We start from the raw sequence: 19,007 nt of genomic DNA on the forward strand, positions 1-19,007 counted from the left end.
CCGTGAGCAAGACCCGCCTGATGACAGCCGCGACGACGGGTCTGTGCGCCCTGCTGCTGTCGAGCTGCGGCAGCGCGGCGCCGGGTGTCGCGGTGAAGGTCGGCGACCAGGAGCTGACGGTGCGCGACGTCGACGCGGCCGCGAGCCGGATGTGCACGGCCCTCGGCGACCAGTTCGCGTCGCAGAACACGGTGCTGCCGATGAGCTTCGTGCGCCAGGGCACCGTGCAGCTGATGACGCTGCGTGCCCAGGCGATGGAGATCGCCGACGACTACGGCATCGAGCCGGGCTCGAGCTATCGCAACGACGTGGCGCAGCGTCGTCGTACGGCCGCCACCATGCCGGCCGAGGTGCAGGACACCTATGTCGAGCTCACCTCCGCCAACGCGCTGGCCACCGACATCGTCAACCAGATCGGCAAGATCGTCCTCGACGAGCGCGGCGTCACCGACCCCTCGACCGAGCAGGTCACGCAGGCCGGCGTCGACGTCTTCAACCAGTGGCCCGACGCCAACGGCATCGACATCGACCCGCGCTACGGGCTCGAGAGCGTCGACGGCGTGCTGAAGCCCATCGACACCAACACCTCGGTGGCCGTCGGCGAGACCGCGAAGGCGGGCCTCGCGACCGAGCCAGACTCCGCCTTCGCGCGCTCCCTGCCGCTCACCCACCGCTGCGGCTGATGCCCGAGGGCTCGCCGCTGGAGGCCTTCGCGGAGCAGATGCGCCTGCTGCGCCGCGAGTGCGCCTGGAAGCGCGAGCAGACCCACACCTCGCTGATCCCCTTCGTGCGCGAGGAGGCCGAGGAGGTCGTCGAGGCCATCGAGTCGGGCGACCCCGCGGCGCTGTGCGACGAGCTCGGCGACCTGCTGCTCCAGGTCGTCATCCACGCGGTCATCGCCGAGGAGGCCGGCGACTTCACGCTCGACGACGTCGCGCGCGGGGTGATCGCGAAGATGGAGCGGCGCAACCCCCACGTCTTCGGCGACGCCGTCGCGCACGACGCCGCCGAGGTGCTCACGCTCTGGAACGCCGCCAAGGCCGCCGAGAAGGCTGAGGCGACAGGCGATCGCTCCGCGCGGGGATAGTCCGCATCAATCGACTTGTGCCTGCCTCTTCGGAGAAGCCATTTGATGCGGACTACCGGGCAGGGTGTGGAAGAGCGCCGGACACCCGGCGACGCCGGGGTCGTACGTCGCTAGGCTGGCGGCTGTCCCACGTCGCCTGCACCAGGAGCCTTCCATGTCGATCATCGCCGCAGTCGGCGCCCGCGAGATCCTCGACTCGCGCGGCAACCCCACCGTCGAGGTGGAGGTACTTCTCGAGGACGGGGCGTTCGGTCGCGCGGCGGTGCCCAGCGGGGCGTCCACCGGCGCGTTCGAGGCCGTCGAGCTGCGCGACGGCGGCAAGCGCTACCTCGGCAAGGGCGTGCAGAAGGCCGTCGCCGGCGTCATCGACACGATCTCGGGTGCGGTGATCGGCCTCGACGCCGACGACCAGCGCCTCGTCGACCAGGTGATGCTCGACCTCGACGGCACCGACAACAAGGCCAAGCTCGGCGCCAACGCCATCCTCGGCGTCTCGCTGGCCACCGCGAAGGCCGCGGCGGAGTCGGCCGGCCTGCCGCTGTTCCGCTACGTCGGGGGCCCCAACGCCCACCTGCTGCCCGTGCCGATGATGAACATCCTCAACGGCGGGTCCCACGCCGACTCCAACGTCGACGTGCAGGAGTTCATGATCGCGCCGATCGGCGCGCCGACCTTCCGTGAGGCGCTCCAGCAGGGCGCCGAGGTCTACCACGCGCTCAAGTCGGTGCTGAAGAAGAAGGGCCTGTCCACCGGCCTGGGCGACGAGGGCGGCTTCGCCCCCGACCTCGAGAGCAACCGTGCGGCGCTCGACCTGATCGCCGAGGCGGTCAAGGCCGCCGGCCTCACGCTGGGCAAGGACATCGCGCTCGCGATGGACGTCGCGGCCAGTGAGTTCTTCGACAAGAAGAAGTACACCTTCGAGGGCAAGAAGCAGGGCACCGACGAGATGGTCGCCTACTACGCCGACCTCGTCTCGTCCTACCCGATCGTCTCCATCGAGGACCCGCTCGACGAGGAGGACTGGGCCGGCTGGAAGGCGATCACCGACGAGCTCGGCGACAAGACCCAGATCGTCGGCGACGACCTGTTCGTCACCAACGTCCAGCGCCTGCAGCGCGGCATCGACGGCGGCCAGGCCAACGCGATGCTGGTCAAGGTCAACCAGATCGGCTCGCTGTCGGAGACGCTCGACGCCGTCGAGCTCGCCCACCGCAACGGCTTCCGCAACATGATGAGCCACCGCTCCGGCGAGACCGAGGACACCACGATCGCCGACCTCGCCGTGGCCACCAACTGCGGCCAGATCAAGACCGGCGCACCCGCCCGCTCCGACCGCGTCGCGAAGTACAACCAGCTGCTGCGCATCGAGGACGAGCTCGGTGACGCGGCTCGCTACGCCGGCCGGGGTGCCTTCCCGCGATTCGGCGGCTGAGCAGGCAGACTGGGCCGCATGGGTTCCCAGCGACGTACGCCTCGCAGCGGGCCCGGCGGCAGCGGGCCTCGCGGCCCCCGGCAGAGCAGCTCGACGCACCCCGGCAGCCGTGGTCCACGACCGCGCGCGGCCGGGGCGCGTACGCCGTCGCCCCGCCCCGGTGACACCTCGACCGGGGAGCGTCCGGTCGCACGCGCGACCGCGCGCCGACCGAGGTTCACCGGCCGCGCGGCCGTGCTCGTGCTCGTGCTCGCGGTGCTGACGGTGTCCTACGCCTCGTCGCTGCGCGCCTACCTCCAGCAGCGCTCGCACATCGGCGACCTCAAGGCCCAGATCGCCGAGCGCGAGTCCAGCATCGACGCCCTCGAGCGCGAGAAGCGACGCTGGGACGACCCGGCCTTCGTGAAGGCGCAGGCCCGGGCCCGCTTCGGCTACCTGATGCCCGGCGAGTCCGGCTTCGAGGTGATCGGCCCCGACGGCAAGCCGCTCGAGGCGCAGGCCTCGCTCAACGACCCCGACGAGGTGATCAGGACCGTGCCCAAGGCATGGTGGAGCGCCGCGTGGGAGTCGATGGAGCTCGCCGGCAACCCACCCCCGCCGGAGCAGCAGCCGGCCGACCTCATCGACGGGACGAAGACCCAGCAGTGACCGACACCCCCTCCCGGATCGACCCGGCCGACGAGGCCGCGATCCGTGCCCAGCTCAAGCGCCGCCCGCGCGGCATCGACTCGGTCGGCCATCGCTGCCCGTGCGGCAACCCCGACGTCGTGACGACCGAGCCGCGCCTGCCCGACGGCACGCCGTTCCCCACGACCTTCTACCTCACCTGCCCGCGTGCTGCCTCGCGCATCGGCACGCTCGAGGGCACCCACGTGATGAAGCAGATGCAGGAGCGCCTCGGCACCGACGAGGAGCTGGCCGCGGCGTACCGCGCGGCGCACGAGCGCTACCTCGAGCACCGCGCCGAGGTCGGCGCGCGGGCCGGCCTCGAGGTCCCCGAGATCGAGGGCATCTCCGCCGGCGGCATGCCCGACCGCGTCAAGTGCCTGCACGTCCTGGCCGGGCAGTCGCTGGCCATGGGGCGGGGCGTCAACCCGCTCGGCGACGAGGTCCTCGACCTGATCGGCGAGTGGTGGGCCTCCGGCCCGTGCGTCACCGTCGAGCAGGAGTGATCCCGGTGGACGCCTCCTCCGCGCTCGTCGCGGCCGTCGACTGCGGCACCAACTCGATCAAGGTGCTCGTCGGCCGCGTCCGTGACGACGGCACGCTCGACGTCGTGCTGCGCGACTCCGAGGTCGTCCGGCTCGGGCAGGGCGTCGACGCGACCGGCGTGCTCGCCGAGGAGGCCCTCGAGCGCACCTTCGCCGCAGTCGACGACATCGCGAGCACGATCCGCGAGCACGGCGTGCCGCCGGAGCGGGTGAGGTTCTGCGCCACGTCGGCCACCCGCGACGCCGGCAACGCCGCGGTGTTCCGCGAGGGCGTACGACGACGCCTCGGCGTGGAGCCCGAGGTGCTGTCGGGCGAGGAGGAGGCGGCGCTCGTCTTCGCCGGCGCGATCGCCGCGCAGCACCCCGCGCCGCCCGAGCCCGTGCTGGTCGTCGACATCGGCGGCGGCTCGACCGAGCTGGTGCTGGGGGAGGGCGCCGACCGGCGCGCCACGTCGATGGACATCGGCTCGGTGCGCCTGCACGAGCGCCACCTCCTCGGCGACCCGCCCACCCGCGCCGAGGTCGCGGCGTGCGTCGCCGACATCGACCGGCACCTCGACGACTCCCGGATCCCGCTCGACCGCACCCGCACGGTGATCGGCACCTCGGGCACCATCAAGACGCTCGCCTGCGGGGTGCTCGCGCTGGGCTCCTACGACCGCGAGGCCTTCGACCACGCGGTGCTGTCCAACGACCGCACGATGTCCTTCGTCGACCGCCTGCTGGCGATGACGGCCGAGCAGCGCCGGGCGTTGCCCTACATGCACCCGGGCCGGGCCGACGTGATCGGCGCCGGTGGCCTCATCTGGAGCCGCATCCTGGCGCGGGTGCCGGTGCCCGACCACGTCGTCTCCGAGGCCGACATCCTCCACGGCATCGCCGGCGCCATCGGGCGATGACGGCCGAGGAGCGTGGGGCGCTGCCGCACCCGGTGACGGGCCGGGAGTTCCCGAGCCCGGTGCCCGCCGGGACCGGCTGGCCCGACGACCCCGCGAGGGCCGAGACGCCCGTCGCGCGCGACCCCGACGACGTACGCCGTCTCGCCGCCGACGTCGGCCTGGCCGAGCTGGACGCCCGGGTGAGCGTGTGCTCGGCGTGCCCGCGGCTGGTGGCGTGGCGCGAGGGCGTGGCGGTCGAGAAGCGCGCGTCGTTCGCCGACCAGCCCTACTGGGGGCGCCCGATCCCCGGCTGGGGCGACCCCGACCCGTCGCTGCTCATCGTCGGCCTCGCGCCCGCCGCCAACGGCGGCAACCGGACGGGCCGGATCTTCACCGGCGACCCGAGCGCCGACTGGCTGTTCGCGAGCCTGCACCGCACCGGGTGGGCCGCGCAGGCCGCCAGCCACCACGCGGGCGACGGCCAGCGGCTGCTCGACGCGCGGATGGTCGCCACGGTGCGGTGCGCACCGCCCGACAACAAGCCGACCCCGGCGGAGCGCGACACGTGCGCCCCCTGGATCGCCGCCGAGCTCGCGCTGCTGCCGAGCGTGCGTGCGGTGGTCGCGCTGGGGTCCTTCGGCTGGGACGGCGCGGTGCGCTCCCTGGTGGCGGCCGGCGCCGAGGCGCCGTCGCGCAAGCCGAAGTTCGCCCACGGCGTCGAGCTCTCGCTCGGCGCGGTCACCCTCATCGGGTGCTACCACCCCTCGCCGCACAACACCTACACCCGGCGGCTCACCGCCGAGATGACGGACGAGGTCTTCGCCCGCGCCCGCGCGCTGACACAATGAGGCCGTGACCCTCCACGCCATCACCGTCCTCGGCCACGACCGTCCCGGCATCATCGCCGAGACCACCGACCGGCTCGCGGGCCTGGGCCTCAACCTCGAGGACTCCACGATGACGCTGCTGCGCGGTCACTTCGCGATGACGCTGATCTGCGCGGGCACCGCGAGCGACGACGAGATCGAGACGGCGCTCGCGCCCCTCGCCGCCGACGGCACGCTGACCGTGACGGTGCGCGAGGTGCCCGCCGAGGAGGCCCCGGCGCCCGCCGGCACGTCGTGGATCCTGTCGGTCCACGGCGGCGACCGTCCCGGCATCGTGTCGGCCGTCGTCAAGGTCATCGCCGGGGTGGGCGGCAACATCACCGACCTCACCACCCGCCTGGCCGGCGAGCTCTACCTGCTCGTCGCCGAGGTGGACCTGCCGGCGGGCGCGGACTCGTCCGCGGTGGAGCGCGACCTGGCCGCGGTCGCCGCCGACCTGGGCGTCGGCGTGACGCTGCGCGCGGCCGAGACCGACGAGCTCTGAGCCGCGCGATGACGACGAACCCCCGGGTCCGCGACTGGACCGAGGCCGAGCTCGGCGTGCCCGGCGCGCTGCGCGAGGTCGTACGCGCTCCCGCCCCCGTGCTGTCGGCCCGCGGCTCCGACGTCGACCCGACCGACCCCGCGGTCGTCGCGCTCGCCGCCGACCTCGTCGCCACGATGCGCGTCTCGCCCGGCTGCGTCGGGCTCGCCGCGCCGCAGGTCGGTGTGGGCGTGAAGGTCTTCTGCGTCGACGTCTCCGAGCACCCCAAGACCCGCGAGCACCACGGCACGTTCGTGCTCTGCAACGCCGAGGTCGTGTCGGGCAGCCGCAACGAGAAGGCCCGCGAGGGCTGCATGTCGGTGCCCGACTTCACCGGTGACGTCAAGCGCCCCAGCCGTGTCGTCGTACGCGGTCAGCTGCCCGGCACCGGCGAGGAGGTCGAGCTCGAGGCGGAGGCATTCGAGGCGCGGGCGCTCCAGCACGAGATCGACCACTGCGACGGCCTGCTCTTCCTGGACCGCGCCGCCGGCGCGCACGCCGTCTACGCTCGCAAGACCTACCTCTGACCTGCTCCGCAGGTCGCCCGCCCCGGTATCCCAATCGGTAGAGGAAGCGGTCTTAAAAACCGCGCAGTCTGGGTTCGAGCCCCAGCCGGGGCACTCCTGTCCGCCAGCGCGCGTCTCCACCTTTGGTAGCAACCAACCTGAGAAGTTGCTGTGACGGGAACAGGCCCCTCTCCGCGCACGTTTGAACAGGTGTCACCCCGGCTAGAGTGGTGTGACGCGACAGGCGCCGTCACCGCGACGGCGTCGGAGCCCCGGAGACCCCGGGGCGGCCTCCAAGGAGAGACCATGAAGAGCAACAACCCCGTGTTCACCCGTTCCGAGGAGTTCAACCGCGCCTCGTCGAACGCCTACGGCAACCAGACCTACTCCGGTGGCGGCGCTGCCTACCCCGGCTACGGCGACACCGGCTCCGACCCCGCCACCTGGGGCACCGGCACGCCCGGCCAGCTCGACCAGGGCCGGATGACGGTCGACTCGGTCGTCCAGAAGACGGCCGTCTCGATCCTCCTCGTCTTCGCCGCCGCCTTCGTCACCTGGTGGTACGTCGGCGACGTCACCGAGACCGCCGACCTGGGCCGGATCGGCGCACTGGCGACGGTCGGTGCGGGCGGTGCGTTCATCCTCTCGCTCGTCAACTCGTTCAAGCGCGTCATCAGCCCTGCCCTGGTGATGGCGTTCGCGGTCGCCGAGGGTGTCGCGCTCGGCGCGATCAGCGCGCTGTTCGAGGCGCAGTACCCCGGCATCGTGATGAGCGCCGTCCTCGGCACGTTCGCGGCCTTCGCGGGCACGCTGGCCGCCTACAAGTTCCTCGACATCAAGGTGGGTGACAAGTTCCGCCGCGGCGTCATCGCGGGCATGTTCGGCATGGTGGGCCTGGGACTGCTGTCGCTGGTGCTGAGCCTCTTCGGCGTCCAGTCGCCGCTCTACGGCAACGGCCCGATCGGCTTCCTCTTCGCCGTCGCCGGCCTCGTCCTCGGCATCTTCATGCTGATCCTCGACTTCGACTTCGTGGAGCAGGGCGTCGCCGCCGGCCTCCCCGAGCGTGAGTCGTGGCGCGCGGCCTTCGCCCTGACCGTCAGCCTGGTCTGGATCTACACCAACCTGCTGCGCATCCTCGCCATCATCCGTGGCGACTGACCAGCACGCCTGAACGCCTCCGCCGGCCCGCTCGAGCTCAGCTCGGGCGGGCCGGCGTCATGTCCGGGACCGGCGGTGCGTGAGGCGGGTTTTCCGCCGGTAGAACTCGCCTCACGCACCGCTCGCGGCGGGGTCGGCCCCCGCCTCGGAGTCCTCGTGCTCGTCGGGCGACTCGGCCTCGGTCGAGGGACGGCGGCGACGGTGGCGCAGCTCGACCCAGCGCCCGCGCAGGCCGCGCTGGTTGCCGCCGACCTCGGTGCCGTCGACCTCGGTGCCCGGCACGCGCGCGGCGCGCACCGCCGCAGCGGCCACGGGGAGGATGCCCTCGCGCCGCAGCGGCTCGGGGCGCGCCTCGTCCTCGGGGAGCAGGTCGAGCGCGGCCAGGCACGACGGGATCAGCACCGACGCGAGCTGGCGGTAGCCGTCGGCCGAGGGATGGAAGCGGTCGGGGCCGAAGAGGAGCGCGGGTGCCGCGTCGAACTCGGGGCCGAGGATGTCGCCCAGCGAGACCGACCGCCCGCCGTTCTCCACCACCGTGATCGTCTGCGCGGCGGCGAGCCGACGCGACCACTCGCGCGCCACCTGCTTGAGCGGCGGCGGGATGGGCCGGATGGTGCCGAGGTCGGGGCACGTGCCGACGACGACGGCGATGCCGGCCTCGCGCAGGCGGCGTACGCCCTCGGCCAGGTGACGCACCGACGCCGAGGGCAGGACGGTGTGGGTGACGTCGTTGGCACCGATGAGCACGACGGCGAGGTCGGGGTGGGTGCCGATGACGGCGTCGACCTGGTCGGCGAGCTGGCTGGACTGGGCACCGACGACGGCGAAGGAGCGCAGGTGCACCCGCCGGTCGGCCTGGGCGGCCATGCCCGTCGCGAGGTGGGCGCCGGTGGTGTCCTCGACGCGCTGCACGCCGTAGCCGGCGGCGCTGGAGTCGCCGAGCAGGGCGATGCGGATGGCCGGGCCCGGACGACCGCGGCCGTACCACCCGGTGGCGTCGGGGGGTGAGTCGGTGGCGTTGCCGATGACGCGCCGCGCGATCCGCGCCTCGGCGACCAGCACGCCGTAGAGCCCGGCGCCGAGCACGGAGAGTCCGCCGCCGCCCAGCGCTGCGGCCGATGCCAGCTTGCGTGCTGCTCCAGTTGCCCCCACAACTTCATGTTACGGACTGGTAGACAGCTAGATTGACCGGGTGCAGTACGTGAACTCCGTCCTCGACCTCATCGGCAACACCCCGCTCGTCCGGCTCGGCCGGACCCTGGACCTCCCGGAGACCGCAGCCGACGGTCCGCTGGTCCTGGCGAAGGTGGAGTACCTCAACCCCGGCGGGTCGGTGAAGGACCGCATCGCCACGCGCATGATCGAGGCCGCCGAGGCCTCCGGCGAGCTCCAGCCGGGCGGCACGATCGTGGAGCCCACGTCGGGCAACACCGGCGTCGGCCTGGCGATGGTGGCGCAGGAGAAGGGCTACAAGTGCGTCTTCGTGTGCCCTGACAAGGTCAGCGTGGACAAGCGCAACGTGCTCAAGGCCTACGGCGCCGAGGTCGTGGTCTGCCCGACCGCCGTCGCGCCGGAGCACCCCGACTCCTACTACAACGTCAGCGACCGTCTCGCCGCGCAGCCCGGCGCGTGGAAGCCCGACCAGTACTCCAACCCGCACAACCCGCGCTCGCACTACGAGACCACCGGTCCGGAGATCTGGGAGCAGACCGAGGGCAGGATCACTCACTTCGTGTGCGGCATGGGCACCGGCGGCACGATCAGCGGCGTCGGTCGCTACCTCAAGGAGCAGAACCCCGACATCCAGGTCATCGGCGCCGACCCGGCCGGCTCGGTCTACTCCGGCGGCACCGGCCGCCCCTACCTCGTCGAGGGCGTCGGTGAGGACTTCTGGCCCGAGACCTACGACCGCTCGGTCGCCGACCGCGTCATCGAGGTCTCCGACGCCGACTCCTTCGCCTTCACCCGCCGCCTGGCCCGCGAGGAGGCGCTGCTCGTCGGCGGGTCCTGCGGCATGGCCGCCTGGGCTGCCCGGCAGGTGGCCCAGGAGCTGGTCGCCGAGGGCCGCACCGACGCCGTCGTGGTGGTGCTGCTGCCCGACTCCGGCCGTGGCTACCTCACCAAGATCTTCAACGACGAGTGGCTCGCCCAGTACGGCTTCGCCACCGGTTCGCAGGCCGACCACCGCACCGTCGGCGAGGTGCTGCGCGCCAAGACCGGCGGACTGCCGGACCTGGTCCACACCCACCCCGGCGAAACCATCGCCGAAGCGGTGCACATCCTGCAGGAGTACGGCGTCAGCCAGATGCCGGTCGTGCGTGCCGAGCCGCCGATCGTCGCGGCGGAGGTCGCGGGGTCGGTGTCGGAGCGCACGCTGCTCGACGCGCTGTTCACCGGCACCGCCAAGCTCACCGACCGGGTGGAGGACCACATGTCCGCCGCCCTTCCGACAGTGGGCTCGACCGAGGCTGCCGCCGACGCGGTGAGCCTGCTCGAGAAGGCCGACGCCGTGCTGGTGCACGAGGACGGCAAGCCCGTCGGCGTGCTCACCCGACAGGACCTGCTGACCTTCGTGGCCGCGTCGTGAGGCGGCCGGCCCGGGGCCTGGTCGCCCTCGCCTGCCTCCCCGTCCTCCTCGGGGCGCTCGCTGCGTGCGGCGACGAGGCCGCGAGCACCGATCCCGTCGAGGTGGAGGTCGGCAAGGCCTTCGAGTGGAACGGCTTCTCCGTCGACAAGGGCTGGACGCTCACCGGCGTCAAGCGCTCCGCCGGCGCCGAGGAGGTGACGACCCCCGACGTCAGGGGGACGATCACCAACGACCTCGACGAGGAGCGCGCAGCGCTGTTCCAGATGGTGTTCTCCTCCGACGGCGACCCGGTCGCGACGGTCAACTGCTCGGCCGGGAAGATGCAGCGCGACAAGTCCGAGCAGTTCGAGTGCCCCGGTCTCGGCGCGGTCATGCCGACCGACTACGACGCCGTCGTCGTGCAGGAGTTCGTCCGCTGACGTGGGGGACCTCTCGCTCGAGGTCGTCCTCTTCCTCGTCGGCGCGGCCATGGTGGCCGGGTTCGTCGACGCGGTGGTCGGGGGCGGGGGACTGGTGCAGCTGCCCGCCCTCCTCGTCGGCCTGCCCGGCGCGTCGGTCGTGCAGATCGCGGCGACCAACAAGCTCGCCTCCTTCTGCGGCACGTCCATCAGCGCGGCGACGTACGTCCGTCGCATCCGGCCCGACCCCCGGACGTTCCTGCCGCTGATGGCGGCGGCGTTCACCGGCTCGGTCGGTGGCGCCCTGGTCGCATCCCTGCTGCCGCGCAGCGCGTTCGACCCGATCATCCTGATGGTGCTGGTGGTGGTCGGCGGCTACGTCTGGGCCCGGCCCAGCGTCGGCGAGCTGACCCGGCTGCGCTTCCAGGGCGGGCAGCACCTGACCGCGGTGGTGCTCACGGGCGTGACGATCGGCTTCTACGACGGCGCGATCGGGCCCGGCACCGGCTCGTTCCTGGTCTTCGCCCTCGTCGGGCTGCTGGGCTACAACTTCCTCGAGGCCTCCGCCAAGGCCAAGCTGGCCAACTGGGCCACCAACCTCGCCGCGCTGGTCGTCTTCGTCCCGCAGGGCGCGGTGCTGTGGCACCTGGCCCTGCCGATGGCGGCGGCCAACATCACGGGGGGCTACCTCGGCGCCCGGCTGGCCATGGCACGCGGCGCGCGGTTCGTCCGGATCTTCTTCCTCGTGGTGGTCGCCGGCTTCGTCGTACGACTCGGTGGGCAGCTGCTCGGCTGGTGGTGAGCCGGGCGAGGGGCGGGGCGGTAGCCTCCACCCCGTGGGAGCGGTGTCGAGGGTCGATGAGTTCCAGCGACGTCACTCCGTCCTGGGCTTCCCCCTCGCCGTCGTCTACAAGTACTTCGACGACCAAGGCCCCTACCTCGCCTCGGCGATGACCTACTACGCCTTCATCGCGATCTTCCCCCTGATGCTGCTCGGCACCTCGATCCTGGGCCTGTTCCTGCGGGGCGAGCCGCACTGGCAGGAGCAGATCCTCAACTCCGCGCTCTCGCAGTTCCCGATCATCGGCGACGAGCTCGGTCGCCCCCAGGGCCTCCAGGGCTCGGTCACCGGTGTGGTCGTCGGTGCGCTCGCCGCCCTCTACGGCGCGATGGGCCTGGGGCAGGCGCTCCAGAACACCCAGCACGTGGCGTGGTCCGTGCCGCGCAACAGCCGCCCCAACCCGTTCTACGCGCGCGTCAAGACCCTGCTGCTCCTCCTCACCGCCGGGCTCTCGCTCCTGGCCGTGACCGTCGTGTCCACCATCGCCAGCACCACCGACGTGTTCGTCGGGGTGATCGGCAGCGGCGTCAAGGGGGTGCTGCCCGCGGTGACGGTGCTGGTGGTCGGCACCGGCCTGACCTACCTCTTCCGCTTCGCCGCCACCGGGCGGCACTCGTTCTGGCAGGCCGCGCCGGGCGGCTTCGTGCTCGCGGTGATGTGGCAGCTGCTGCAGATCGGCGGCGCGGCCTACGTCGACCGCACCCTGGTCAACACCTCGTCGATGACCAAGACCTTCGGGCTGGTCCTCGGCCTCATCGGCTTCCTGTGGATCGGCGCGGTGATGGCGGTGCTCGCCACCGAGGTCAACGTGGTGCTCGCCCGCCACCTCTGGCCGCGCGCGCTGCTCACCCCCTTCACCGACAACGTCCGGCTGACCGACGCCGACCGCGAGGCCTACGCGCTCTACGCCGGGATGCAGCGGCACAAGGGCTTCGAGAAGGTCCAGGTGCTGTGGGACCCCGGCCCGGCCGAGCGCCCCGCCGGTGAGGGCGACCCGGAGCCGGAGCCGGAGCCGGAGCCGGACCCCGCACCCGAGCGGTCGTCGAGCCCGTCGACGTGACGATCTACCTCACCGTCGCCCGCGACGCCACCGGTGAGGTCGAGGACCGCGGCTCGCGCTTCCTCTGCACGCTGCGCCGCGTCGACGACGAGGAGGAGGCCCGCTCGCTCGTGGCCGCGCTGCGGCGCGAGCACTGGGACGCGCGCCACCACTGCTCGGCGTTCGTCGTCGGCCCGGACGCCGCGCTGCAGCGATCCTCCGACGACGGGGAGCCGGCCGGCACCGCGGGCGCGCCCATGCTCGACGTGCTCCGCGGCGCGGGGGTCAGCGACGTGGCGGCCGTCGTCACGCGGTGGTTCGGCGGGACGCTGCTCGGGGCGGGCGGGCTGGTGCGGGCCTACGGCGACGCCGTGCGAGCCGCGCTCGCGGAGGCCGGCACGCTCCGCCGCTCGCTGCTCGCCGAGCTGGCGCTCGAGCTCGACCACGCCGACGCCGGACGGGTCGAGGGAGAGCTGCGGGCGCGGGGCGTGAGCGTGCTCGAGACGTCGTACGACGCCCGCGTGCGGCTGCTGCTCGCGGCACCCGCCGACGAGGTGGCGCGCGTCGAGGCCGCGGTCGCCGCCGCCACGGCGGGTCGTGTCGAGCCCGTGGTGAGCGGCGAGCGCTGGGTCGACCTGCCCGGCTGACCCTCTAGCTGACGTCACCGTCGACGTAGACCCACCGGCCGGCGCGCTGCTCGAACCGGCTCACCTCGTGCATCGAGCCACCGTCCCACGACGCGACGAACTCGACCGTGTCGCCCTCGGCGGCCACGATCCGCAGGCCCGTCCACCGGGTGGCCGGGTCGGGGGTGACGTCGTCGGGGCGGGTGCGGGGGTGCCAGGTGCGGAACAGGTGGTCGGCGTCGCCGACGACGTGCGCGGTGTAGCGCGAGCGCATCAGCTGCTCGGGCGTGGTGGCCTGGGAGGTGTGGGCGAGCAGGGGCCCGTAGCAGGCGTCGTACGTCGCCCCGGTGCCGCACGGACAGGTCTGCTGCAGCGATCGCACGACCTCACCCTAGGGCCCCGGGAACAAAGTGCTGGCGTAGTGAGTTGTAAGGGTGTAATCATGTAAGCACTGCAAGAAGGAGATAGAGACATGATGACCCGAGATGACAACGAGACCGGCCGCGGACGCGGCCGACGCGGCGAGGGCCGCGAAGCGCGGGGCGGCGAGCGCGGCGGCCGCCGCGGGGGCTGGCAGGTCGCCGACCTGCCGTCGGCCGCCGACGCCGCCGACTGGTTCCGCGGGCGCCTGCCCGAGGGCTGGTTCAGCGAGATCGAGGTGCGCACCGACCGCGAGGAGATCACGGTGATGGGCACGCTCGCCGACAGCCACGGCGCCGGGGCCGACGGCGCGGAGGCGGAGGGCCGGATCGGTCGCTTCCGCTCCGAGACCAAGGCCGAGCGCATCGAGATCGCGCTCGAGGCGCAGGCCCGCTACGGGCGCAAGGTGTCGTGGGGGGTGCGCCTGGGCACGACCGAGGCGCTCTTCACCCACGTCGCCGCGCCGGTGATGACCCGGCTGCGCCAGCCCGAGCGGCAGGTGCTCGACACCCTCGTCGACGCGGGCGTCGCCCGGTCGCGCTCCGACGCGCTCGCGTGGTCGGTGCGGCTGGTCGGCGAGCACGCCGAGGAGTGGCTGGGCCAGCTGCGCGAGGCCATGGCCGAGGTCGACAAGCTGCGCGGCGAGGGCCCGACCCTCTGACGCCCACCGCGTGGACGCGCGGATCGAACTCCTGGCCGCCCCGCTGCGTCGAGCGGGGCGGCCACCGCAATCTCGGTGTTCGGTCCGCGCGTCTGCGCACTACGGTGCGATGTCATGACGATCGAGCGGACGAATCCGCCCTACAGCAGCGACGAGGTCGGCATGCTCCGCGCCTTCCTCAACCACTACCGCGCGACCATCCGGCTGCAAGCATCCGGCCTGACCGACGCCCAGCTCGACCAGGCGCTGGCCCCCAGTGACCTGACGCTGGGCGGGATGCTCAAGCACCTCGCCTTCGTGGAGGACTACTGGTTCTCCTACAACCTCCTCGCCCACGAGCCGGCCCCGCCGTGGGACGCCGCGCCGTGGGACGACGACCCCGACTGGGACTGGCACAGCGCTGCCGGCGCCACGCACGCCGAGCTCGACGCGCTCCTCGCCGACGCGATCTCGCGCTCCGACGAGTGCCTCGACGGGGTGCTGGCGGCCGACCCCGACCTCGACCGGCCCGTCGCCCGGCCGCGGCCGCCCGGCAAGGGCGAGACCGCGACCGTGCGCTGGGTGCTGGTCCACATGGTCGAGGAGTACTGCCGTCACGCCGGCCACGCCGACCTGATCCGCCAGTCGATCGACGGCGCGACCGACGTCTGAGCCGGGCGCGTCAGTTCTGCTCGTGCAGGCAGAGCACGTTGCCGGTGGGGTCCTTGAACCACGCGGCCTTCTCGGAGCCGAGCACGCAGACGTGGTCGACGGTGTGCAGGTCGGGCAGGTCGTAGTCCTCGAAGACGACGCCGCGACGCTCGAGGTCGGTGACCTCGCTGGTGATGTCGTCGACCTCGAAGCTCATCGCGGTGCTCTCGGACGGGGTGCTGTCGGGGCGGGGGAGCAGGACGAGCGTCGACCCGCCGTCGAGCGCGTAGAGCGCGCTCCCCTCGTCGTTGGTGCCGGTGTAGTCGAGACCGAGGGTCTCGGAGTAGAACGTGCGGGCGCGCTCGACGTCGGTGACCGGGATCATCATCGAGACCGTGCGGTGCGTGAGTGACATGGCGGACCTCCGGGTTCCGCAGGAGTGTTCCGAGATCGATCTGTCCAGTGTGCGCCTGCCGGGGCGGCACGGGGAGACCCATCCAGACCGCTGATCTGGTGGAATGCATCCATGGCCGACCCGATCCGCGTCTATCTCCTCGACGACCACGACGTCGTCCGACAGGGGCTGAGGTTCCTGCTCGAGCAGCAGGACGACATCGTCGTGGTCGGCGAGTCCGCCACCGCGACCGAGGCCGCGGCCCGCATCCCCGCGCTCCGGCCGCACGTCGCGGTGCTCGACGCCCGCCTGCCCGACGGCTCGGGCATCGAGGTGTGCCGCTCGATCCGGGCCGTGGACCCGACGATCAACGCCCTCATCCTGACGTCGTACGACGACGACGAGGCGTTGTTCGCTGCCATCATGGCCGGCGCCGCGGGCTACGTGCTCAAGGAGATCCGCAGCTCCGACCTGGTCGCCGCCGTGCGCCACGTCGCCGCCGGCAAGTCGCTCATCGACCCGGCGATGACGGCGACCGTCCTCGAGCGCATCCGCAACGGCCCCGGCACCCCCGACGAGCTGGCCTCGCTGACCGACCAGGAGCGGATCCTGCTGGGCCACATCGCCGAAGGCCTGACCAACCGGCAGATCGCCGACAAGATGTTCCTCGCGGAGAAGACGGTCAAGAACTACGTCTCCAGCATCCTGGCCAAGCTGGGCCTGGAGCGCCGCACGCAGGCGGCCGTGCTGGCCTCCAAGCTGCTCGGCGACCGTCCCGCGCACTGAGCGGGACCTTCGTCCCCCGCGTGGGGGACGGGCGGCCCTGATGCCGCAGGCGTGGCGGGGCGACTCTGGTGGTGACCCGGAAACACTCACCATCGAAGGAGGGGATGACGATGAGCGTCATCCATCGCCACCGCCACGAGGCGCACACGGCTGCCGAGGGCTACGTGTCGCACACCGAGAACGAAGACCGGGGACCCTGGTTCGACCGGGCCCTGGCCACACTGAGGATCGCCTACGGAGTCACCTTCCTGTGGGCCTTCTTCGACAAGACCTTCGCCCTGGGCTTCCACACCGGCTACAACCAGGACGGCGTCCTGGACCGGTTCGGGGACGCGGCGTGGATCAACGGCGGCAGTCCCACGGAGGGTTTCCTCTCCTTCGGTGTCCCCGCTGACAACCCCTTCCACGGGTTCTTCACCTCACTGGCCGGTCAGGCCTGGGTGGACTGGCTGTTCATGGCCGGCATGCTCGGCATCGGCGTGACCCTCCTGCTCGGCGCGGGGGTGCGGATCGGCGCGGCGGCAGGCGCACTGATGTACGCCTTCATGTACGCCGCTTCGCTCCCGCTGGAGAACAACCCGGTCGTCGACGACCACCTCGTCGGCATCATCGTGATGGCGGTCCTCGCCCTCGGCGCGGCCGGCACCACGTGGGGGCTGGGTCACTGGTGGAACCGCACGGAGGTAGTCGAGCGCTACCCCGCTCTGCGGTGACACCAGGCCCCCTGGACCCGGCGCCGTCCCCCGGCGCCGGGTCTTCTGGCGTGTGGACCCCGACCCTGACCCGGTCGCGCGCGACCGGGTCAGGCCAGCGGCACGCGCCACACCAGCAGGGTCCCGCGGCTGCCGACGGGTGAGACCTCGAGGGTCCCGCCGAGGTCGTCGGCGCGTCGTCGTGCGTTGCGCAACCCGCTCTCGGACACCTCGGCAGGCAGCCCGACCCCGTCGTCGGCCACGCGCAGCTCGAGCCGCTCCGGCGTCACGGAGACGTCGACCTGGGCGCTGTCGGCCAGGGCGTGCCGCGCGACGTTGGAGATCGCCTCGCGCAGCACCGCGAGCAGCTGCGTGCCGAGCGCGGGCGGCACCGCGGTGTCCACGGGGCCGGAGGTCCGGACCACGGGCGTGAACCCGAGCACCGGGACGTACTCCTTGACCAGGCGTCGCACGCCCGCGCGCAACGAGTCGCCGCGGCGGTCCTGGAGCTCGAAGATGGTGCCCCGGATGGCCCGGATGGTGTCGTCGAGGTCGGCCACGGCCGTGTCCAGCCGGTCGCTGACGGCGCCGTCGGCGGCCATCGCGGCGACGCCCTGGAGCTGCAGCCCGGTGGCGAAGAGCCGCTGGATGACGATGTCGTGCAGGTCGCGGGCGATGCGCTCGCGGTCGGAGATCAGGGCCAGCTCCTGTCGGTCGGCGAGCGCCTGGGTGCGGTCGAGGGAGAGCGCGACCTGGTCGGCGAAGCCGGCGAACAGCTCGCGGTCCTGCACGTCGACGAGCCAGGAGTCGGCCTCGGTCACCGCCACCAGCGCCGTGACCGGCGCGAGGTGGGACCGCAGCGGCACCACCATGACGGCCACCCCGTCGACGTGGGTGGTGTGCACCGGGCTGCTCGGGTCGGGCGTCTCCAGGGCCCGCACGTGCGCGAGGAGCTCGTCGACGTGGTCGGCATCGCCGTCCGGTGCGATGCTCACGGTGTCGTGCTCGGGCCCCAGCGACGACCACAGGGCGACGGCCCCCGCGCGCGAGACCTGGCGGGCGGTCGAGACGATCTGGTGCAGCGCGAGCGGCAGGTCGACCGGCGGCTGGAGCATCTCGGCGAGCTCGGAGGAGGCCTCGAGCCACTGGCGCCGGCGCTCGCTGAGCGCGAAGGAGCGCGCGTTGCTGATGACGAAGCCCGCGGTGCGCGCGAGCTCCTCGACCAGGCGCTCGTCGGCGTCGGTGAACGGTCCGCCGCCGGCCTTCTCGGTGAGGTAGAGGTTGCCGAAGACGGTGCCGCGGATGCGCACCGGCATCCCGAGGAACGACGTCATCGGCGGGTGGTTGGGCGGGAACCCCACCGACGAGGGGTGGGCCTTGAGGTCGGCCAGGCGCAGGCCCGACGGGTCGTCGATGATGACGCCGAGGATGCCGCGGCCGCGTGGGAGGTCGCCGATGAGCCGGCGGGTGCGCTCGTCGATGCCGGTCGTGAGGAACTCGACCAGCTCGCCGCTGTTGCCGATCACCCCGAGCGCCCCGTAGCGCGCGCCGGTCAGCGCTGTGGCCGCCTCGACGATGCGGGTCAGCACGCTCGCGAGGTCGAGGTCGCTGCTGATCGCCGCGACCGCCTCGAGCAGGGAGCGGGCGTCGGCGCCGAGGTCGGGGGAGGAGGTGTCGCTCACGCGCTCATCATGCCGTCCGGCAGTCGGTCGTGCCGAGGGACGCCGCGTGGAGCGTGGCTCAGGCGAGGCGTCGCACCGGCAGGTGCTGCCACGGGTCCCAACCGCCGCCGAGCTGGCGCCCGGTGATCTCGGTCCACGGGATGCGTACGACGAGGTGGCGCTGGCCCGACGCCCACGGGCGTGGCTCCCACGTGTGGGCGATCTCGGCGAGCTCGTCCTGGTCGCCGACGAACGACGCCCGGCCGCGGACCACGACGCTCCAGCCGCGCTTGAGCTCGTAGTCGAACTGGTCGACCTCGAAGCACAGCAGCGCGTCGCGCCCGTAGGTGCCGAGCAGGCTGTAGGCCGTGGTGCGGATCAGGATCGACTCCTGCCCCGGTCGCGGGTCGACGGCGTAGTTGACCGGCACGATGTGCGGTCCGGTCGGTGTCCCCAGCGCGACGCGGCCCGCCACTCCGGCGCTCAGCAGCCGGGCACAGTCCTCGCGGGACAGGTCGAACGTGTCGGTCGGCATCGGTCCTCCTCAGGCTCCACCCCAGCCTCGTCGCGAGCGCGGGGAGCGGGGAGGG

The 19,007-nt window shown here is 72.5% G+C and carries 24 protein-coding genes and 1 tRNA gene; 20 read left to right on the top strand and 5 right to left on the bottom strand.

Annotation, left to right across the window (positions count from 1 at the left end; all coding sequences use genetic code 11):
- Positions 1 to 2: 2 nt before the first annotated feature.
- The 11 genes from ASG76_RS02045 to ASG76_RS02095 all read left to right on the top strand — a co-directional run bounded on the left by ASG76_RS02045 (position 3) and on the right by ASG76_RS02095 (position 7,682).
- A complete protein-coding gene (locus tag ASG76_RS02045) occupies positions 3 to 683 on the top strand; it encodes a hypothetical protein (RefSeq protein ID WP_056599252.1) in 681 nt (226 codons plus the stop codon).
- On the top strand, positions 683 to 1,087 hold the full coding sequence (locus ASG76_RS02050) for a MazG nucleotide pyrophosphohydrolase domain-containing protein (RefSeq protein ID WP_056599255.1): 405 nt from the start codon (positions 683 to 685) through the stop codon (positions 1,085 to 1,087). Before ASG76_RS02045 ends, ASG76_RS02050 begins: the two co-directional genes overlap by 1 nt.
- Before the next feature lie 154 nt (positions 1,088 to 1,241).
- Positions 1,242 to 2,519, top strand: coding sequence for a phosphopyruvate hydratase (gene eno / locus ASG76_RS02055; RefSeq protein ID WP_056599259.1), 1,278 nt, complete (start codon positions 1,242 to 1,244; stop codon positions 2,517 to 2,519).
- Between the two features lie 18 nt (positions 2,520 to 2,537).
- Positions 2,538 to 3,167, top strand: coding sequence for an FtsB family cell division protein (locus ASG76_RS02060; protein ID WP_056599262.1), 630 nt, complete (start codon positions 2,538 to 2,540; stop codon positions 3,165 to 3,167).
- A complete protein-coding gene (locus tag ASG76_RS02065) occupies positions 3,164 to 3,691 on the top strand; it encodes a DUF501 domain-containing protein (RefSeq protein ID WP_056599265.1) in 528 nt (175 codons plus the stop codon). Before ASG76_RS02060 ends, ASG76_RS02065 begins: the two co-directional genes overlap by 4 nt.
- 5 nt (positions 3,692 to 3,696) lie before the next feature.
- Positions 3,697 to 4,629: a Ppx/GppA phosphatase family protein gene (locus ASG76_RS02070; RefSeq protein WP_235529371.1), complete on the top strand. Its 933-nt coding sequence runs from the start codon at positions 3,697 to 3,699 to the stop codon at positions 4,627 to 4,629.
- The gene (locus ASG76_RS02075) at positions 4,626 to 5,456 is read left to right on the top strand and encodes a uracil-DNA glycosylase (protein WP_056599268.1); all 831 of its coding nucleotides are present in this window, start codon (positions 4,626 to 4,628) and stop codon (positions 5,454 to 5,456) included. Before ASG76_RS02070 ends, ASG76_RS02075 begins: the two co-directional genes overlap by 4 nt.
- Before the next feature lie 4 nt (positions 5,457 to 5,460).
- Positions 5,461 to 5,979 carry a glycine cleavage system protein R gene (locus tag ASG76_RS02080; RefSeq protein WP_056599271.1) on the top strand — a complete coding sequence of 173 codons (519 nt, stop codon included), beginning with the start codon at positions 5,461 to 5,463 and terminating at the stop codon, positions 5,977 to 5,979.
- 8 nt (positions 5,980 to 5,987) lie between these two features.
- Entirely contained in the window at positions 5,988 to 6,545 is a 558-nt protein-coding gene (gene def / locus ASG76_RS02085) for a peptide deformylase (RefSeq protein WP_056599274.1), read from the top strand.
- A 19-nt stretch (positions 6,546 to 6,564) separates the two neighbouring features.
- Positions 6,565 to 6,638: transfer RNA gene (locus tag ASG76_RS02090), tRNA-Leu, on the top strand.
- 192 nt (positions 6,639 to 6,830) lie between these two features.
- The gene (locus ASG76_RS02095; RefSeq protein ID WP_056599277.1) at positions 6,831 to 7,682 is read left to right on the top strand and encodes a Bax inhibitor-1/YccA family membrane protein; all 852 of its coding nucleotides are present in this window, start codon (positions 6,831 to 6,833) and stop codon (positions 7,680 to 7,682) included.
- 111 nt (positions 7,683 to 7,793) lie between these two features.
- Here ASG76_RS02095 and ASG76_RS02100 read toward each other — a convergent pair whose 3' ends face one another.
- On the bottom strand, positions 7,794 to 8,834 hold the full coding sequence (locus ASG76_RS02100) for an SGNH/GDSL hydrolase family protein (protein ID WP_056599280.1): 1,041 nt from the start codon (positions 8,832 to 8,834) through the stop codon (positions 7,794 to 7,796).
- A gap of 40 nt (positions 8,835 to 8,874) precedes the next feature.
- On the opposite strand from ASG76_RS02100, the gene ASG76_RS02105 reads away from it, so the two are divergent.
- The 5 genes from ASG76_RS02105 to ASG76_RS02125 are packed head-to-tail and all read left to right on the top strand — an operon-like array spanning position 8,875 to position 13,194.
- Complete coding sequence (locus ASG76_RS02105) at positions 8,875 to 10,269, top strand: cystathionine beta-synthase (RefSeq protein WP_056599283.1); 1,395 nt, start codon at positions 8,875 to 8,877, stop codon at positions 10,267 to 10,269.
- The gene (locus ASG76_RS02110; protein WP_056599286.1) at positions 10,266 to 10,688 is read left to right on the top strand and encodes a hypothetical protein; all 423 of its coding nucleotides are present in this window, start codon (positions 10,266 to 10,268) and stop codon (positions 10,686 to 10,688) included. The genes ASG76_RS02105 and ASG76_RS02110 overlap by 4 nt, the downstream gene beginning before the upstream one ends.
- A 1-nt stretch (position 10,689) precedes the next feature.
- Complete coding sequence (locus ASG76_RS02115; RefSeq protein ID WP_056599289.1) at positions 10,690 to 11,469, top strand: TSUP family transporter; 780 nt, start codon at positions 10,690 to 10,692, stop codon at positions 11,467 to 11,469.
- A gap of 34 nt (positions 11,470 to 11,503) precedes the next feature.
- Positions 11,504 to 12,568, top strand: coding sequence for a YihY/virulence factor BrkB family protein (locus tag ASG76_RS02120; protein WP_056599292.1), 1,065 nt, complete (start codon positions 11,504 to 11,506; stop codon positions 12,566 to 12,568).
- A complete protein-coding gene (locus ASG76_RS02125; RefSeq protein ID WP_056599295.1) occupies positions 12,565 to 13,194 on the top strand; it encodes a YigZ family protein in 630 nt (209 codons plus the stop codon). Before ASG76_RS02120 ends, ASG76_RS02125 begins: the two co-directional genes overlap by 4 nt.
- Before the next feature lie 4 nt (positions 13,195 to 13,198).
- Here ASG76_RS02125 and ASG76_RS02130 read toward each other — a convergent pair whose 3' ends face one another.
- On the bottom strand, positions 13,199 to 13,546 hold the full coding sequence (locus ASG76_RS02130) for a YchJ family protein (protein ID WP_056599502.1): 348 nt from the start codon (positions 13,544 to 13,546) through the stop codon (positions 13,199 to 13,201).
- 99 nt (positions 13,547 to 13,645) lie between these two features.
- Here ASG76_RS02130 and ASG76_RS02135 point away from each other — a divergent pair, with 99 nt between their 5' ends.
- Positions 13,646 to 14,254: a hypothetical protein gene (locus ASG76_RS02135; RefSeq protein WP_321164071.1), complete on the top strand. Its 609-nt coding sequence runs from the start codon at positions 13,646 to 13,648 to the stop codon at positions 14,252 to 14,254.
- 114 nt (positions 14,255 to 14,368) lie between these two features.
- Positions 14,369 to 14,905, top strand: a complete 537-nt coding sequence (locus ASG76_RS02140; RefSeq protein ID WP_056599297.1) for a DinB family protein — start codon at positions 14,369 to 14,371, stop codon at positions 14,903 to 14,905.
- Between the two features lie 10 nt (positions 14,906 to 14,915).
- Here the strand turns inward: ASG76_RS02140 and ASG76_RS02145 are convergent, their stop codons facing one another.
- Positions 14,916 to 15,299: a VOC family protein gene (locus ASG76_RS02145; RefSeq protein ID WP_056599300.1), complete on the bottom strand. Its 384-nt coding sequence runs from the start codon at positions 15,297 to 15,299 to the stop codon at positions 14,916 to 14,918.
- 111 nt (positions 15,300 to 15,410) lie between these two features.
- Between ASG76_RS02145 and ASG76_RS02150 the strand changes: the two genes are divergently transcribed.
- Both ASG76_RS02150 and ASG76_RS02155 read left to right on the top strand, forming a co-directional pair.
- Positions 15,411 to 16,064 carry a response regulator gene (locus ASG76_RS02150; protein WP_056599303.1) on the top strand — a complete coding sequence of 218 codons (654 nt, stop codon included), beginning with the start codon at positions 15,411 to 15,413 and terminating at the stop codon, positions 16,062 to 16,064.
- Between the two features lie 110 nt (positions 16,065 to 16,174).
- The gene (locus ASG76_RS02155) at positions 16,175 to 16,777 is read left to right on the top strand and encodes a hypothetical protein (protein ID WP_157558892.1); all 603 of its coding nucleotides are present in this window, start codon (positions 16,175 to 16,177) and stop codon (positions 16,775 to 16,777) included.
- A gap of 89 nt (positions 16,778 to 16,866) precedes the next feature.
- Here the strand turns inward: ASG76_RS02155 and ASG76_RS02160 are convergent, their stop codons facing one another.
- Together ASG76_RS02160 and ASG76_RS02165 are read right to left on the bottom strand one after the other, a co-directional pair.
- A complete protein-coding gene (locus ASG76_RS02160) occupies positions 16,867 to 18,438 on the bottom strand; it encodes a GAF domain-containing sensor histidine kinase (RefSeq protein ID WP_056599309.1) in 1,572 nt (523 codons plus the stop codon).
- A gap of 58 nt (positions 18,439 to 18,496) precedes the next feature.
- Positions 18,497 to 18,952: a pyridoxamine 5'-phosphate oxidase family protein gene (locus tag ASG76_RS02165; protein ID WP_056599313.1), complete on the bottom strand. Its 456-nt coding sequence runs from the start codon at positions 18,950 to 18,952 to the stop codon at positions 18,497 to 18,499.
- Between the last annotated feature and the right edge of the window lie 55 nt (positions 18,953 to 19,007).

The sequence above is a fragment of the Nocardioides sp. Soil774 genome, from assembly GCF_001428125.1.
Taxonomy (GTDB): Bacteria; Actinomycetota; Actinomycetes; order Propionibacteriales; family Nocardioidaceae; genus Nocardioides.